We start from the raw sequence: 16,835 nt of genomic DNA, 5'->3' as shown, positions 1-16,835 counted from the left end.
TGGCGTATATTACGCTTTCCTCTTTCAGAGTCAACCTCTTATTTTCAGGTTTTCTCTTCAACCGGACCGGCTGTTTGTGTGAAGTGATTCACATCCGCCGTGTCGATGGAGGCGCATTATAGGGAGTTCTCCGGCGCCCGCAACCCTTAAATGTCAGAAAAATGACTGACTGCTGCATTCCACAGCAAAACCCTGCCTTATACCCTTTTACACACAGAGTTATCCACAAAGATGCTGGTATTTCCTGTTCTCTCCCCAGGTAGAAAGACCAAATCTGACGTAAATAACCCTCAACGTCAGCCATATCGTTCAGATTTATGCATCTCCGTTTCTACTACTCTATATAAGCAGTGCTGGCTTCAGCCCTCATAATCCCGGTTCCATCTTTGAATTACGTACTTCATAAAGCGATAATACCCATACAAACAGTGATTCCTGGACCACGATGAGACACACTCTGCAACGCTACGCTATACGTAAACGCCCAATGAAACTCGGTACAACCGTGATTCTCATGGTCAGTGCCGTACTCTTTTCCGTGCTGCTTGTCGTTCATCTGATTTACTTCTCACAAATCAGCAATATGACGCGTGATGCGTTAGCAAGCAAAGCGCTGGCTGTCGCGCGAACACTTGCAGACTCTCCAGAGATCCGCCGCGGTCTGGCAAAAAAGCCCAAAGAGAGTGGTATTCAGGAAATTGCCCTGGCGGTAAATAAGAGCAACGATTTCTTGTTCATCGTTGTCACTAATATGCAAAGCATCCGTTATTCGCACCCTGAAGCGCAGCGAATCGGTCAACCGTTTAAAGGTGACGACATTTTACTGGCGCTACAAGGGAAAGAGAACGTCGCCATTAATCGCGGCTTTCTGGCTAAAGCACTACGCGTCTTTACTCCTATCTATGATGAAAATCACCGGCAGATTGGCGTCGTGTCGATCGGCCTGGAGCTAAGCAGGGTCACCGAACAGATCAATGACAGTCGCGGTAGCATCATTTGGTCCATCTTATTTGGTGTTCTGGTTGGGTTGTTGGGCACATGGGTGTTGGTTAAGGTCCTTAAGCGCATTCTGTTTGGCCTGGAGCCTTATGAAATATCCAACCTGTTCGAACAACGCCAGGCAATGTTGCACTCTATAAAGGAAGGCGTTATTGCCGTTGACGAAAGTGGTGAAGTGACACTGATAAACCAGGCAGCGCAGGAGCTTCTTGATTACCGTAAATCACAAGACGATGAGCAGCTCTCAACGCTCAGCCATGCGTGGTCGCAAGTGGTCGATCTTTCAGAAGTATTACGTGATGGGACGCCACGCCGTGATGAGGAGATCACGGTAAAAGATCGGCTACTCTTAATCAACACCGTGCCGGTACTCAGTAACGGTAAGATCATCGGGGCCATTTCAACGTTCAGAGATAAGACGGAAGTCCGTAAGCTCATGCAACGTCTGGATGGTATGGTCAACTATGCCGATGCACTTCGTGAACGATCCCACGAATTCATGAATAAGTTGCACGTGATTCTGGGCTTATTGCACCTGAAAAGTTATAAGCAGTTGGAGAATTATATCATTAAGACTGCGAACAATTATCAGGAAGAGATCGGCTCACTGTTAGGCAAAATAAAATCCCCGGTGATCGCGGGTTTTTTACTCAGTAAGATTAATCGCACATCAGATTTAGGCCATTCCCTGGTTATTAGTAATGAAAGCCAATTGCCGGAAAACAGTAATGAAGATCAGGTGGCTGTACTGATTACCGTTCTGGGGAATTTGATTGAAAACGCTCTGGAGGCGCTAGGTCAAGAACCGGGTGGGGAGATCAGCGTATCCTTACACTATCGACACGGCTGGTTGCATTGTGAAGTGAATGACGATGGCCCGGGGATCGCCCCCGAGCATATTGATCACATCTTTGAGAAGGGCGTTTCGTCAAAAGGAACCGAACGGGGAGTAGGTTTAGCGCTTGTTAAACAGCAGATTGAAAGCGTTGGCGGCAATATTTCCGTCGAGTCTGAACCAGGGATCTTCACCCAATTTTTTGTACAGTTACCGTGGAATGGTGAGAGGGCCAGCAGATGATCAATGTCTTAATTGTCGATGACGATGCAATGGTAGCGGAATTAAACCGTCGATATGTGGCGCAACTCTCCGGTTTTCATTGCTGTGGGACCGCCTCTACGCTGGAGAAAGCCAAAGAGATAATTTTTCAAGGCGAGCACCACATTGATCTGATTTTACTTGATATTTATATGCAGAAAGAAAACGGTCTGGACCTGTTGCCCGTTCTGCACAGTGAAGGCTGCAAGTGTGATGTCATTGTCATCTCCTCCGCCGCCGACGCCACAACCATCAAAGACTCACTCCACTACGGTGTGGTTGACTATCTGATCAAACCGTTTCAGGCATCCCGTTTTGAAGAAGCGCTTACCAGTTGGCTGCACAAGAAGACGGAGATGGAAAAACACCAGTACTATGAACAGTCAGAGCTTGACCAACTGATCCATGGCAACTCTTCCAGCGAACAGGAAACGCGGCGCTTGCCCAAAGGGTTAACCCCCCAGACGTTACGTACGCTATGCCAGTGGATTGATGAGCACCAGGATCAAGAGTTTTCTACGGATGAACTGGCAAACGAGGTCAATATCTCCCGCGTCTCTTGTCGTAAATACCTCATCTGGTTAGTCAATTGTCACATCTTATTTACCAGCATCCATTATGGCGTTACTGGCAGACCAGTTTATCGTTATCGTGTTCAAGCCGAGCATTACTCATTGCTTAAACAATATTGCCAATAAAACACATATCTGGGATTATTCGTTATATAAAAGTAACAATTATTAAGATAATGAAAAATCCCTTTTTTGTTTGCTGACGCAGTAAAATAGTGATTTGCGTTAGATCAAATATATTTGTATATGATATGTTAATGCATTATTTTAATATTGACAAACGTCACACTGTTTTTAATTTCAAAATCGCTAACAAAAGTTAATTAAGTATTATCTAACTCACAGAGTGTGTATTTTTACCCATAAAGGATTAGTCTGAAATTAACCAGACATAAAAATCTAGCTGGTAGCAATGGAGAACATGCTACGTACTATGGACACCGTACATTTTTGTGAGCAAATAAAAGTATCCGCGAGCCAACCTCATTACATCATGAACTGGCGTGAGCGTGATCACACAAATAATCCTCTCACCCATTGTGCCGGTGGTTCACGTAATAGCGGAAAACATAAAGCTGATGATAAGCGCCTGGATAACCAGGACAAAATACAGAGTGTACAGCGTCAGCCACTGCTCTTCATAACAAGCCCTGCTTCCCATCGCCTGAGGATTCTCTCCTCTGAACAAAGCCACAGAAAGAAAGTTTAATATTTCTAATAATCATAAAGAAACATTTTAACCAGACATTTGAACATTAATCGCAAATACGGACATACCGAATATTGACCATTTTCTGATGCTTATTCCAGCACAAAAGAATGTGGTGCAGATCCATTTTTTAAAAATTGACTGGTTTTTTCGCGAGGGTAAATAAAATGTTATTTAGTATACAACTTCTCATAATATTAATATGTTTGTTTTATGGCGCCAGAAAGGGCGGTATCGCGTTAGGTTTGTTAGGCGGTATCGGTCTGGTCATCCTGGTTTTTGTTTTCCATCTCCAGCCAGGTAAACCACCTGTAGACGTTATGCTGGTTATTATTGCCGTAGTGGCCGCGTCTGCAACCTTGCAAGCCTCCGGCGGTCTTGACGTTATGCTGCAAATTGCTGAAAAGCTGCTGCGCCGTAACCCAAAATACGTTTCCATCCTGGCACCGTTTGTTACCTGCACCCTGACCATTCTTTGCGGTACAGGCCATGTGGTATACACCATTCTGCCAATCATTTATGACGTAGCCATTAAGAACAATATTCGCCCGGAACGTCCGATGGCAGCGAGTTCTATTGGCGCACAAATGGGGATTATCGCCAGCCCGGTTTCCGTAGCCGTTGTGTCACTGGTCGCAATGCTGGGCAACGTGACGTTTGAAGGCAAGCATCTTGAGTTCCTCGACCTGCTCGGCATCACTATTCCGTCTACCCTGTTGGGTATCCTGGCTATCGGTATCTTCAGCTGGTTCCGTGGTAAAGATCTGGATAAAGATGAAGAGTTCCAGAAGTTTATCTCTGTACCGGAAAACCACCATTATGTGTATGGCGACACCGCGACTCTGTTAGACAAAAAGCTGCCGAAGAGCAACTGGCTGGCAATGTGGATCTTCCTGGCCGCTATCGCCGTTGTTGCCGTGCTCGGCGCAGTATCTGAACTGCGTCCTTCTTTTGGCGGCAAACCGCTGTCGATGGTTCTGGTTATTCAGATGTTCATGCTGCTGACTGGCGCACTGATTATCATTCTGACGAAAACCAATCCCGCATCTATCTCAAAAAATGAAGTCTTCCGTTCAGGTATGATCGCGATTGTAGCGGTGTACGGTATTGCCTGGATGGCGGAAACCATGTTCGGCGCGCATATGTCTGAAATTCAGGGCGTACTGGGCGACATGGTGAAAGAGTATCCATGGGCCTATGCGGTTGTTCTGTTATTGGTCTCTAAGTTTGTAAACTCCCAGGCTGCAGCGCTGGCGGCTATTGTTCCGGTTGCGCTGGCAATCGGGGTAGATCCAGCGTACATCGTTGCCTCTGCTCCGGCATGCTACGGTTACTACATTCTGCCGACCTACCCGAGCGATCTGGCGGCCATTCAGTTTGACCGTTCCGGCACCACCCACATTGGCCGCTTCGTTATCAACCACAGCTTCATTCTGCCTGGTTTGATCGGCGTAAGCGTATCCTGTGTCTTTGGCTGGGTATTCGCCGCAATGTACGGTTTCCTGTAATCACACTTCGCGTGCCGTCCAGTTTTGTACGGCACGCCACCTTTAAGATACAGAGAATTTTTAAATTCCTGATAAAAATGAAAAGGCTGGAAGCAAATGTCAAAAGTTGAATTCACTTACCAGGCGCCTTTCCCGCTGGGGGAAGACAAAACTGAGTACTACCTGCTGACATCCGATCACGTCAGCGTCGGCGAGTTTGAAGGCGAATCAATCCTGAAAGTAGCACCTGAAGCACTTACGCTACTGGCTCAGCAAGCCTTCCACGATGCCTCCTTCATGCTCCGCCCCGAACACCAACAGCAAGTCGCCTCCATTCTCCATGACCCAGAAGCCAGCGAAAATGATAAGTACGTTGCGCTGCAATTCCTGAGAAACTCCGAAATTGCCGCCAAAGGCGTATTGCCAACCTGCCAGGATACCGGCACGGCAATTATCATGGGCAAAAAAGGCCAACGCGTCTGGACTGGCGGCGGTGACGAAGCTGCGCTCTCCAAAGGCGTATTTAATACCTATATTGAAGATAACCTGCGCTATTCACAAAACGCGGCGCTGGATATGTACAAAGAGGTGAATACCGGCACCAACCTGCCTGCACAAATCGATTTGTACAGCGTGGACGGTGACGAATACAAATTCCTCTGTGTCGCCAAAGGCGGCGGCTCTGCCAACAAAACTTATCTGTATCAGGAAACCAAAGCGCTGCTGACTCCCGGGAAGCTGAAGAATTTCCTGGTAGAGAAGATGCGCACACTCGGAACTGCCGCTTGCCCGCCGTACCACATCGCATTTGTAATTGGCGGTACTTCAGCGGAAAGCACGCTCAAAACAGTAAAACTGGCCAGCACGCACTATTACGACGCGCTGCCGACTGAAGGTAATGCCCATGGTCAGGCATTCCGCGATATTCAACTGGAACAGGAACTGCTGGAAGAAGCCCAGAAACTTGGCCTCGGTGCACAGTTTGGCGGAAAATATTTCGCTCATGATATCCGCGTAATCCGCCTGCCTCGCCACGGGGCATCCTGCCCTGTAGGTATGGGGGTCTCCTGCTCTGCTGACCGTAACATCAAGGCTAAGATTAACCGCGAAGGCATCTGGATTGAAAAGCTGGAACATAACCCAGCCCAGTACATTCCAGAATCACTGCGTCAGGCGGGCGAAGGCGAAGTGGTTAAGGTCAACCTTAACCGTCCGATGAAAGAGATCCTCGCCCAGCTTTCTCAATACCCGGTTTCTACCCGCCTGTCTCTGAGCGGCACCATCATTGTGGGTCGTGACATCGCCCACGCTAAGCTGAAAGAACGTATTGATTCCGGTGAAGGTCTGCCACAGTACGTGAAAGATCACCCAATCTACTACGCAGGGCCGGCAAAAACGCCAGCGGGTTATCCATCAGGCTCCTTAGGCCCAACTACTGCGGGTCGTATGGACTCTTATGTCGATCTGCTGCAGTCCCACGGCGGTAGCATGATCATGCTGGCGAAAGGTAACCGTAGTCAGCAAGTGACAGACGCCTGCCACAAACACGGTGGTTTTTACTTAGGTAGCATCGGCGGTCCGGCAGCGGTGTTGGCGCAGCAGAGCATCAAGCATCTGGAATGCGTGGAGTACCCTGAGCTGGGGATGGAAGCCATCTGGAAAATCGAAGTCGAAGATTTCCCGGCCTTCATCCTGGTTGATGACAAAGGTAACGATTTCTTCCAGCAAATCGTGAGCAAACAATGCGCTAACTGCGCGAAATAAGCCATTCGGCCCGGCACGGGACTGCTCCCAATAGTTGGATACTCAACCATTGGGGTCAGTCCGGTGATCCCCCCGGGCCAACTTTCCCCCTTAATTACTGGCATTGAAATTTTATCGTTCCCGGTAAATAGTAGGCTTTTCCACTCGTTGAAAAGTCACCATGAACCGCACACTCAACACATCGCTGCTCAACGCTGGCGCATTGCTGCTGGCGCTTATCCTTATCTACACCGGTTTTAGTGCCACAGAAAAAATCACCTGGTTGATGGAAGTTACGCCGGTCATTATTGTCGTGCCGCTGTTACTTGCCACGGTAAAGCGCTATCCATTAACACCACTGCTCTACACGCTGATTTTCTTTCACGCCATCATTCTGATGGTGGGCGGCATGTATACCTACGCCAAAGTTCCCATCGGTTTTGAAGTTCAGGAGTGGCTGAATCTGAGCCGCAACCCTTACGACAAACTGGGGCACTTCTTCCAGGGACTGGTCCCTGCACTGACGGCGAGAGAAATTTTAGTGCGCGGCAATATTGTCCATGGGCGTAAGATGCTGGCATTTTTAGTCTGCTGCGTGGCCCTGGCGATTAGCGCTACCTATGAACTGATTGAATGGTGGGCAGCGCTGGCGATGGGTCAGGGTGCTGATGACTTCCTTGGCACACAGGGAGATCCGTGGGACACCCAGTCGGATATGTTCTGCGCCCTGCTCGGAGCATTGACTACAGTAATTTTTCTGGCGCGTATTCATTGTCGACAGCTGCGGCGTTATGCATTAATTGCCACCAACTGATTGCCGGATGTTGCTCACGCTAATCCGGCCTGTGCATGACTGATGTAAATGACCTTATCGATGTAACCAGCCCGGTAACCAGTCACCGTGTGCCGCGATCAGGTCATCCACCAGCGCATAAATTTCCTCAATCCCCAATACCGCAGCGGTGTGCGGATCCATCATTGCCGCGTGATAAACACGATCGCGATTTTCCGTCAGGATGGCTTCCGTCAGCAGTGTCTGCACATTGATATTGGTTTGCATCATTGCCGCCAAATGCGACGGGAGGGTACCAACTTTTGTCGGCTGAATGCCGTTGGCATCGACCAGACAAGCCACTTCAACACAGCAACCTGAAGGCAGATTATCGATCAGGTTGTCATTACGAACGTTGCCATAAATTACGCTCGGTTCACCAGTCCAGAGAGCGTTCATGATAGTGCTGGCATATTCTCGCGACGGTTTAATATCAATACGCGCAGCCGTTTTGTACTCTTCCAGCTCTTGATGCCAGTTAGCCAGTTGTTCCACGCAACGTTTCGGGTATTCATCCAACGGAACACTGTAGCGCTCAATCAGATCCTCGCGTCCCGGTTTGATAAACCACGGTGTATATTCGGCAAAGTGTTCAGACGACTCGGTGACGAAATACCCTAATTTTTTAAACATTTCATAACGCACAATGTTCTGACAACGCGTATTACCGTGAATATTCGGTTTCGGAGCCTGCCCTGTTTCATAGGCTGCCAGCAGTTCCGGGTACAGATCCACATAGCTGCCATCAGCAGTTTTGCGTTCCAGCTCCAGATAAAACGCCATATGGTTGATCCCGGCGCTGCGATAGCGCAAAGAGGCTGGGTCGATATTCACATCGCGGGCCAGCTCTTCCGCCGTTCCCTGTACTGAATGGCACAACCCCACCTGCTTAATATGCGGATAACGGGCATACATTGCCCAGGTGTTCATCGCCATGGGGTTGACGTAATTAAGCAGAGTGGCATGCGGGCAGACTTCGGTCATGTCTTCGCAAATCTGCCATAAATGTGGAATGGTGCGCAGCGCACGCATAATGCCGCCGGGCCCTAACGTGTCAGCAATAGTTTGCTCGAGCCCGTGACGCTTACAAACCGCAAAATCGGTGACGGTACACGGCTCATAACCACCAATCTGGAACGCGACAACCACAAAATCGGCATCCTGCAATGCTGATTTTTGTTCAGTATGGCAAGTGATGTGACCGGCAGCGCCAGCTGAATCCATCAGCTTACGCACCACAATATGCGACTCTTCAAGGCGGGTCGCATCGATATCCATTAAGGCAATATGCGCCGATTTCAGCGCCTCACGATGAAAGACATCCCCGAGAATATTTTTTACAAAGATCGTGGAACCGGCGCCGATAAAGGTAATTTTAGGTGCAGACATCATCACTCTCCAGAACGTTGTTGAATATCGTCATGGTGGCACGGGGTTTCCATGAAAACTTCCGGCTTCTGTAATGAGCACTCCCAAAAACTCAGATCCCCCTTCCGTCAACGAACAATCTGAGTTTATGGGATAAAATTGACCAAAAAGCTGAGTATGCGACCCAAAAATCTGACTATCTACACTCGCAGTGGAGCGATTTGCGCCTCAATTCTCAGTCTTATCCATCGGCAAATGGCATGATTCTGATAATTCAGGAAATGGAGCAACCATGAATACGCTGCCAACGCCACACCTCCCCCTTGATCCGCACATGTGCAATAGTGATGAACCGCAGACTCGTAGCCCGCTAACGCTGTACTCTGAATATCAACGTATGGATATCGAACTGCGCCCGCCGCAAGCCATGACCACCAGCCACTGGCATGGCCAGGTGGAGGTCAACGTCCCGTTCGATGGTGATGTTGAGTATCTGATCAATAACGAAGTGGTGCAGATAAAACAGGGCCATATCACGCTATTCTGGGCCTGTACACCGCATCAGTTGACGCGTATCGGCACCTGCCAGAACATGGCGATATTCAATTTACCTATGCACCTGTTTCTCTCCTGGCCACTGGACCGCGAGCTGATCAATCACGTCACCCACGGCATGGTGATAAAATCACTGGCCACACAGCAGTTGAGCACTTTTGAAGTTCAGCGCTGGCAGCAGGAGCTGAGCAGCCCGAACGAACAAATCCGCCAGCTTGCCATCGATGAAATTGGCCTGATGCTTAAGCGGTTTAACCTTTCTGGCTGGCAGCCAATCCTGGTCAATAAAACCTCGCGCACACACAAAAACAGCGTATCCCGGCACGCCCAGTTTTACGTAAGCCAGATGCTGAGCTTTATCGCTGACAACTACGATCAAGCACTCACCATCAACGATGTTGCGGAACACGTAAAACTCAATGCCAATTATGCTATGGGGATTTTCCAGCGCGTAATGCAACTCACCATGAAGCAATACATTACCGCAATGCGTATCAACCACGTCCGCGCACTGCTTAGCGATACCGATAAAACAATTCTGGATGTCGCACTCACCGCTGGATTTCGCTCCAGCAGCCGCTTTTACGACACCTTCAACAAGTTCGTTGGTATGTCGCCACAGCAATACCGCAAGCTGAGCCAACAACGGCGGCAATCCTCAACGACCTGAGCACCTGGCAATATCACTATCAGCCAAAAAAATAATTCCCCTGTCGATAAACAGGGGACAGAAACGGCTTAATCCTTTATCTAATAAATTGTTTATAAAGGATAAAAACCTCAAACAGTCTGTTTATTGACCGCTTTACTCACTTATTTATCAGGTAAATACTTGCCCTCGTCACACATCCTCCACTACGGGAAAAGACGATGAAAGTATTAATTGTTGAAAGTGAATTTCTGCATCAGGACACCTGGGTCGGTAGCGCTGTCGAACGTCTGGCTGATGCTTTAAGTCGGCAAAATGTTACCGTCATTAAGTCCACCTCATTCGACGACGGTTACGCCATCCTCGCCGCGAATGAAGCCATTGATTGCCTGATGTTCAGCTATCAAATGGAACAACAAGATGAACACCTGAATGTCAGGCAATTGATCGGTAAGCTTCACGAACGCCAACAAAACGTCCCTGTTTTCCTGTTGGGCGATCGGGAAAAGGCCACCGCGTCACTGGATCGCGACCTGCTGGAGCTTGTCGATGAATTCGCCTGGATTCTTGAAGACAGCGCTGACTTTATCGCGGGTCGCGCCATGGCGGCGATGACCCGTTACCGTCAACAGTTATTACCACCGCTGTTCGACGCCCTGATGAAATACAGCAATGTCCATGAATATTCCTGGGCAGCGCCCGGTCACCAGGGCGGTGTCGGTTTCACCAAAACGCCTGCTGGTCGCCTGTACCATGACTACTACGGTGAGAATCTGTTCCGTACCGACATGGGGATTGAACGTACCAATCTCGGGTCTTTACTCGACCACACAGGCGCATTTGGTGAAAGCGAAAAAAATGCCGCTCGCGTGTTCGGCGCAGACCGTTCCTGGTCCGTGGTAGTCGGAACCTCCGGCTCTAACCGCACTATCATGCAGGCATGCATGACCGATAACGACGTGGTGGTGCTGGACCGTAACTGCCATAAATCTATCGAACAGGGGTTAATCCTCACCGGAGCAAAACCGGTGTATATGGTGCCAAGCCGCAACCGCTACGGCATTATTGGGCCTATCTACCCGCAGGAAATGCAGCCAGAAACTCTGCAGAAAAAAATCAGCGAAAGCCCGCTGACTAAAGGTAAAGCAGGACAAAAACCGTCATACAGCGTCGTAACCAACTGCACCTACGACGGTGTGTGCTACAACGCGAAAGAGGCGCAGGATCTGTTAGCGCAAACCAGCGATCGCATTCACTTCGATGAAGCCTGGTACGGCTATGCCCGCTTCAACCCGATCTATTCCGATCACTACGCAATGCGTGGCGAGCCTGGCGACCATAACGGCCCAACCGTTTTTGCCACCCACTCGACCCATAAACTGCTGAATGCTCTCTCTCAGGCCTCTTACATTCACGTTCGTGAAGGTCGCGGTGCCGTCAATTTCTCCCGCTTTAACCAGGCGTATATGATGCACGCCACCACCTCGCCGTTATATGCCATCTGCGCATCGAACGACGTGGCAGTCTCCATGATGGACGGCAACAGCGGCCTGTCGCTGACTCAGGAAGTGATCGACGAAGCAGTCGACTTCCGTCAAGCCATGGCGCGGTTATACAAAGAGTTCACTACCGAGGGAGACTGGTTCTTCAAACCGTGGAACAAAGAGGTCGTAACCGATCCGCAGACCGGCAAAACCTATGACTTTGCTGACGCGCCAACCCAACTCCTGACCACTGACCAAAATTGCTGGGTGATGCGGCCGGGTGAATCCTGGCACGGTTTTAAAGACCTGCCGGATAACTGGAGCATGCTGGACCCGATTAAAGTCAGCATTCTGGCACCGGGTATGGGCGACGATGGCGAACTGGAAGAGTCCGGCGTACCGGCAGCTCTGGTCACAGCCTGGCTTGGACGTCACGGTATCGTGCCAACACGTACTACCGATTTCCAGATTATGTTCCTGTTCTCAATGGGTATCACCCGTGGGAAATGGGGCACATTAATCAACACACTGTGCTCTTTCAAACACCACTACGATGCCAATACTCCGCTGTCGCAGGTTATGCCTGAACTGGTAGAGGAACATCCCGACACTTACGCAAACATGGGCATTCACGACCTGGGCGACACCATGTTTGCATGGCTGAAAGAAAACAACCCTGGCAGCAAACTCAATGCGGCCTACTCCGGCCTGCCTGTCGCGGAAATCACCCCGCGTGAAGCTTATAACGCGATAGTAAGCGACAACGTTGAGATGGTGGCCATCGAAAATCTGCAGGGCCGTATCGCAGCAAATTCCGTAATTCCTTACCCACCGGGAATTCCTATGCTGCTGTCCGGTGAAAATTTTGGCGACGCCAACAGCCCGCAGATCGGATACCTGCGTTCGTTGCAGTCCTGGGACCATCACTTCCCTGGCTTTGAACATGAAACCGAAGGAACGGAAATTATTGACGGTGTGTATCACGTCATGTGCGTGAAAGCATAAGTCTTTTTTTGCTTAGTCTGCTTTTCTGCTTTCAAGGTTGACACATGATAATTGAGTAATTCCTGAGTATTGCTGCAAAACAATAACATTGTCATACCTTTTTGCGCGGGACCACCCCGCGCTTTTTTTATACAAAAAAAGCGTATTGCCACTTGCGTAAATAATTATGTACACCGCGATAATTCCTAAAAATATTGTAATTACTTTAAATCACGCTATTTTAACGCAGGTCTTGATTCATCATACAATTCCATTTAACCGGTATTGTTCACCCCTTGGTGAGCAACGGTATTTTATGTTCATATTCCAGGAGTTCGGGTATGAGGGTTTGCAGCAAAGAAGCTTGTGTTGTTGTATTAACGGAGAAAGATGTTTGGTTAAGGATTAACGGAAAAGAAGCCATCAGTTTAAAAGCTAACCATATGGCGTTATTAGCTTGTGAAAATAATATTATCGACTTCTCTTCACTCAATAATGCGCTGGTTGTCCATATCAGCCGCAGTATCATTAAAGATTACTTACGGTTCTTAAATAAAGATCTGTCACAGATCCCCCTCTGGCAACGCAGTGCCAACCCGGTAATGACCGCCGTCTGCCTGACGCCGGATGTCTTTCGGGTCGCCGCTCAACACAGCGTGATGGATAGCCAGAATGAAAGTGAATCCGAACGTAAACGCTCGTTGTTATTCACTGTGTTATCACGTTTTCTCGACAGTAAAAAGTTTATCTCCCTCCTCATGCATATGCTACGCAACCGTATCAGCGACTGCGTTTACCACATCATTGAGAGCGATATTCATAAAGACTGGAATTTAAGCATGGTCGCCAGTTGCTTATGCCTGAGCCCCAGTTTGTTAAAGAAAAAGCTTAAAAGTGAAAATACAAGTTACAGTCAAATAATTACTACCTGTCGAATGCGATATGCAGTTAATCAATTAATGATGGACGGAAAAAATATTTCACAGGTATCTCAGTTGTGTGGATATAACAGCACGTCATATTTTATTTCCGTATTCAAAGAGTTCTATGGCATGACGCCACTGCATTATGTAAGTCATTATCGGGAACGTTCGGCTGCCTGATTTTTAACCATTAAGCGATAAGCCACAATAATATCAGCATTAGCGATACCCCTTTTCCGACATCATAAAATAGCCGTATGAAGAGGTATGATACGTCGTCATTTATCCTTATCAGGAGTAAAAAAATATGTCGACGGATGCTGATGCTCACAAAGTGGGCTTAATCCCCGTCACCCTTATGGTGTCGGGGAATATTATGGGTTCCGGTGTATTCCTGCTACCCGCAAACCTTGCGTCAACTGGCGGGATTGCAATCTACGGATGGTTGGTCACTATTATCGGTGCTCTGGCACTGTCGATGGTATACGCCAAAATGTCGTCCTTAGACTCCAGTCCCGGTGGTTCATACGCTTATGCACGCCGTTGCTTCGGACCTTTTTTAGGCTACCAGACCAACGTGCTGTACTGGCTGGCCTGCTGGATCGGTAACATCGCAATGGTGGTGATTGGCGTTGGTTACCTGAGCTACTTCTTTCCTGTCTTAAAAGACCCACTGGTCTTAACGCTAACCTGCGTGGCCGTACTGTGGATCTTCGTTTTGCTGAATATCGTCGGGCCGAAAATGATCACCCGCGTGCAGGCCGTGGCGACCGTGCTGGCGCTGGTGCCTATTGTCGGGATTGCGGTCTTCGGCTGGTTCTGGTTCCGTGGTGAAACCTATATGGCAGCCTGGAACGTCAGCGGCATGAACACCTTCGGCGCAATCCAAAGCACTTTAAACGTCACTCTGTGGTCATTTATCGGGGTGGAAAGTGCCTCTGTGGCAGCAGGCGTAGTCAAAAACCCCAAACGTAACGTTCCTATCGCCACTATTGGCGGGGTGCTAATTGCTGCCGTCTGCTACGTTCTCTCCACAACGGCGATTATGGGTATGATCCCTAACGCAGCACTGCGCGTCTCTGCCTCTCCGTTCGGTGATGCAGCACGAATGGCGCTGGGTAATACCGCCGGGGCGATCGTCTCATTCTGTGCGGCTGCAGGGTGCCTGGGGTCACTGGGCGGCTGGACGCTACTTGCTGGACAGACAGCAAAAGCAGCAGCTGATGATGGTTTGTTCCCGCCGATTTTCGCCCGCGTTAACAAAGCCGGTACCCCGGTTGCCGGGTTAATTATCGTCGGTATCCTGATGACTATCTTCCAGTTCAGTAGCATGTCGCCGAATGCCGCAAAAGAGTTTGGTCTGGTCTCTTCGGTATCCGTCATCTTCACGCTGGTACCGTATCTTTATACCTGCGCCGCCCTGTTGCTGCTAGGCCACGGTCACTTTGGTAAAGCGCGTCCACTGTACTTAGTGGTGACCTTCGTGGCATTTGTCTACTGCATCTGGGCCGTGGTTGGCTCTGGTGCCAAAGAGGTAATGTGGTCGTTCGTGATGCTGATGATCATCACCGCGCTGTATGCCCTCAATTACAACCGGATCCATAAAAACCCGTATCCGTTAGATGCTCCGGTTAACCGTAATTAATTTCGATGCTCACTGAAGCCCGATAGCACCAGCTCATCGGGCTTACTCATCACGCAACCAGCCGGTAAATGCAAACATTAAGAACTTAAGGTTGGCTTAATTTTACTTTGAGAGGATCTGCCCCACTTAGTTGATGGAACCCCCTTAATGTTAAAGCTCCTGTTTAAAAGACCGACTTTCGGGCAAATCAGCTGGCTTCTGCTGATCTCATTTTATCTTGCGACCTTCCTGAACATTGCGTTCTACAAACAGGTACTACAAGACCTGCCGCTGGATTCCCTGCGCAACGTACTGGTATTTTTATCAATGCCGGTAGTTGCCTTCAGCGTTATGAACATTGTACTGACGCTGGCCTCTTTCCTGTGGCTTAACCGCCTGCTGGCCTGCATTTTCATTCTGGCAGGCGCATCTGCCCAGTATTTCATTATGACTTACGGCATCATCATCGACCGCTCGATGATCGCCAATATGATGGATACCACACCAGCGGAAACCTTCGCCCTGCTGACGCCGCAAATGATCGTGACGCTTGGATTCAGCGGCATCATGGCAGCGGTAATCGCTTGCTGGATCAAAATCAAACCGGCAGCGCCAGTATTGCGTAGCGTGTTGTATCGAGGGGCCAATATACTGGTATCCGCTCTGCTGATCGTGCTGGTCGCCGCCTTCTTCTATAAAGATTACGCTTCGCTGTTTCGCAATAACAAAGAGTTGGTTAAGTCCCTCAGCCCGTCTAACAGCATTGTGGCTACGTCGTCCTGGTATTCCCACCAACGGCTGGCTAATCTGCCACTGGTACGCATCGGTGAAGATGCTCATCGCAATCCATTGATGACAAAAGAAAAACGTAAAAACCTCACCATTGTGGTTCTCGGCGAAACCTCGCGCGCCGATAACTTCTCGCTGTCGGGTTATTCGCGCCAAACCAATCCTCTGCTGGAAAAAGATAACGTGGTCTATTTCCCGCGCACCACCTCCTGCGGTACGGCGACAGCCGTTTCCGTACCCTGCATGTTCTCCGACATGCCGCGCGCACATTATGATGAAGAGCTGGCGCACCACCAGGAAGGCGTACTCGACATCATCCAACGGGCGGGGGTTAACGTGCTGTGGAATGATAATGACGGCGGCTGTAAAGGTGCATGTGACCGCGTACCGCATCAGAATATGACCGAGCTGAACCTGTCGGGGCAGTGTATTGATGGTGAATGCTATGACGAAGTCCTGTTCCACGGGCTGGAAGAGTACATTAATCAGTTGCAGGGTGATGGCGTGATTGTACTGCACACTATCGGCAGTCACGGTCCGACCTATTACAATCGCTATCCGCCACAGTTTAAGAAATTTACCCCAACCTGCGACACGAACGAAATCCAGACCTGCTCACAGCAACAACTGGTGAATACCTACGACAACACCATCCTGTACGTCGACTATATTGTTGATAAAGCAATTAATATACTGAAAGCGCATCAGGATAATTTCACCACCAGTCTGGTCTATCTTTCCGATCACGGTGAATCCTTAGGGGAAAATGGCGTCTATTTGCACGGCCTGCCGTATTCGATTGCACCGGACACACAAAAGCATGTACCGATGCTGCTTTGGTTGTCAGAGGATTACCAGCAGCGCTACCAGATCTCTCAGACATGTTTGCAAAAACGGGCAAACGCTGAAGATTTCTCACAGGATAATCTCTTCTCAACCCTGCTGGGATTAACAGGCGTACAGACAACCTATTACCAGGGCGCAGATGATATTCTGCAACCATGCAGGGGAGGCTAACCGA

Annotated in this window: 11 protein-coding genes; 10 read left to right on the top strand and 1 reads right to left on the bottom strand. The window is 49.2% G+C overall.

From position 1 onward, the window contains the following. The first annotated feature begins 445 nt into the window (after positions 1-445). The 5 genes from OH663_RS18165 to OH663_RS18145 all read left to right on the top strand — a co-directional run bounded on the left by OH663_RS18165 (position 446) and on the right by OH663_RS18145 (position 7,420). Entirely contained in the window at positions 446-2,077 is a 1,632-nt protein-coding gene (locus tag OH663_RS18165) for a sensor histidine kinase (RefSeq protein ID WP_045438823.1), read from the top strand. Continuing rightward, positions 2,074-2,793, top strand: a complete 720-nt coding sequence (gene dcuR / locus OH663_RS18160) for a two-component system response regulator DcuR (RefSeq protein ID WP_045438821.1) — start codon at positions 2,074-2,076, stop codon at positions 2,791-2,793. Before OH663_RS18165 ends, dcuR begins: the two co-directional genes overlap by 4 nt. 750 nt (positions 2,794-3,543) lie before the next feature. Continuing rightward, positions 3,544-4,884, top strand: coding sequence for an anaerobic C4-dicarboxylate transporter DcuB (gene dcuB / locus OH663_RS18155; protein WP_045438818.1), 1,341 nt, complete (start codon positions 3,544-3,546; stop codon positions 4,882-4,884). Positions 4,885-4,980: 96 nt separating this feature from the next. Continuing rightward, positions 4,981-6,627 (top strand): class I fumarate hydratase FumA, encoded by a 1,647-nt coding sequence (gene fumA / locus OH663_RS18150; RefSeq protein ID WP_045438812.1) that lies wholly within the window; start codon positions 4,981-4,983, stop codon positions 6,625-6,627. Between the two features lie 160 nt (positions 6,628-6,787). Next, the gene (locus OH663_RS18145) at positions 6,788-7,420 is read left to right on the top strand and encodes a DUF2238 domain-containing protein (RefSeq protein WP_045438810.1); all 633 of its coding nucleotides are present in this window, start codon (positions 6,788-6,790) and stop codon (positions 7,418-7,420) included. A gap of 54 nt (positions 7,421-7,474) precedes the next feature. Here OH663_RS18145 and melA read toward each other — a convergent pair whose 3' ends face one another. After that, positions 7,475-8,830 carry an alpha-galactosidase gene (melA, locus tag OH663_RS18140; RefSeq protein ID WP_200012870.1) on the bottom strand — a complete coding sequence of 452 codons (1,356 nt, stop codon included), beginning with the start codon at positions 8,828-8,830 and terminating at the stop codon, positions 7,475-7,477. A gap of 268 nt (positions 8,831-9,098) precedes the next feature. On the opposite strand from melA, the gene melR reads away from it, so the two are divergent. The 5 genes from melR to eptA all read left to right on the top strand — a co-directional run bounded on the left by melR (position 9,099) and on the right by eptA (position 16,831). Then, positions 9,099-10,031 carry a transcriptional regulator MelR gene (gene melR / locus OH663_RS18135; protein WP_045438806.1) on the top strand — a complete coding sequence of 311 codons (933 nt, stop codon included), beginning with the start codon at positions 9,099-9,101 and terminating at the stop codon, positions 10,029-10,031. Positions 10,032-10,231: 200 nt separating this feature from the next. Further along, positions 10,232-12,499: an arginine decarboxylase gene (gene adiA / locus OH663_RS18130; protein ID WP_048222363.1), complete on the top strand. Its 2,268-nt coding sequence runs from the start codon at positions 10,232-10,234 to the stop codon at positions 12,497-12,499. A 320-nt stretch (positions 12,500-12,819) separates the two neighbouring features. After that, positions 12,820-13,581 (top strand): AraC family transcriptional regulator, encoded by a 762-nt coding sequence (locus OH663_RS18125; RefSeq protein ID WP_045438799.1) that lies wholly within the window; start codon positions 12,820-12,822, stop codon positions 13,579-13,581. Positions 13,582-13,708: 127 nt separating this feature from the next. After that, the gene (gene adiC / locus OH663_RS18120; protein ID WP_045438795.1) at positions 13,709-15,046 is read left to right on the top strand and encodes an arginine/agmatine antiporter; all 1,338 of its coding nucleotides are present in this window, start codon (positions 13,709-13,711) and stop codon (positions 15,044-15,046) included. Between the two features lie 147 nt (positions 15,047-15,193). Further along, positions 15,194-16,831, top strand: coding sequence for a phosphoethanolamine transferase EptA (eptA, locus tag OH663_RS18115; RefSeq protein WP_048222369.1), 1,638 nt, complete (start codon positions 15,194-15,196; stop codon positions 16,829-16,831). The last annotated feature ends 4 nt before the right edge of the window (positions 16,832-16,835 follow it).

It is taken from the genome of Citrobacter sp. Marseille-Q5395 (genome assembly GCF_947057495.1).
In the GTDB taxonomy this organism is placed as follows: domain Bacteria; phylum Pseudomonadota; class Gammaproteobacteria; order Enterobacterales; family Enterobacteriaceae; genus Citrobacter; species Citrobacter murliniae.
The sequence above is the reverse complement of the archived record's forward strand: the minus strand, read 5'-3'. Positions and strand labels throughout refer to the sequence as shown.

Coding starts and splice junctions, on each gene's coding strand:
- fumA (WP_045438812.1), top strand. CDS start 4,981: ATGTCAAAAGTTGAATTCACTTACCAGGCGCCTTTCCCGCTGGGGGAA.
- OH663_RS18165 (WP_045438823.1), top strand. CDS start 446: ATGAGACACACTCTGCAACGCTACGCTATACGTAAACGCCCAATGAAA.
- eptA (WP_048222369.1), top strand. CDS start 15,194: ATGTTAAAGCTCCTGTTTAAAAGACCGACTTTCGGGCAAATCAGCTGG.
- OH663_RS18125 (WP_045438799.1), top strand. CDS start 12,820: ATGAGGGTTTGCAGCAAAGAAGCTTGTGTTGTTGTATTAACGGAGAAA.
- OH663_RS18145 (WP_045438810.1), top strand. CDS start 6,788: ATGAACCGCACACTCAACACATCGCTGCTCAACGCTGGCGCATTGCTG.
- adiA (WP_048222363.1), top strand. CDS start 10,232: ATGAAAGTATTAATTGTTGAAAGTGAATTTCTGCATCAGGACACCTGG.
- dcuR (WP_045438821.1), top strand. CDS start 2,074: ATGATCAATGTCTTAATTGTCGATGACGATGCAATGGTAGCGGAATTA.
- dcuB (WP_045438818.1), top strand. CDS start 3,544: ATGTTATTTAGTATACAACTTCTCATAATATTAATATGTTTGTTTTAT.
- adiC (WP_045438795.1), top strand. CDS start 13,709: ATGTCGACGGATGCTGATGCTCACAAAGTGGGCTTAATCCCCGTCACC.
- melR (WP_045438806.1), top strand. CDS start 9,099: ATGAATACGCTGCCAACGCCACACCTCCCCCTTGATCCGCACATGTGC.
- melA (WP_200012870.1), bottom strand. CDS start 8,830: ATGATGTCTGCACCTAAAATTACCTTTATCGGCGCCGGTTCCACGATC.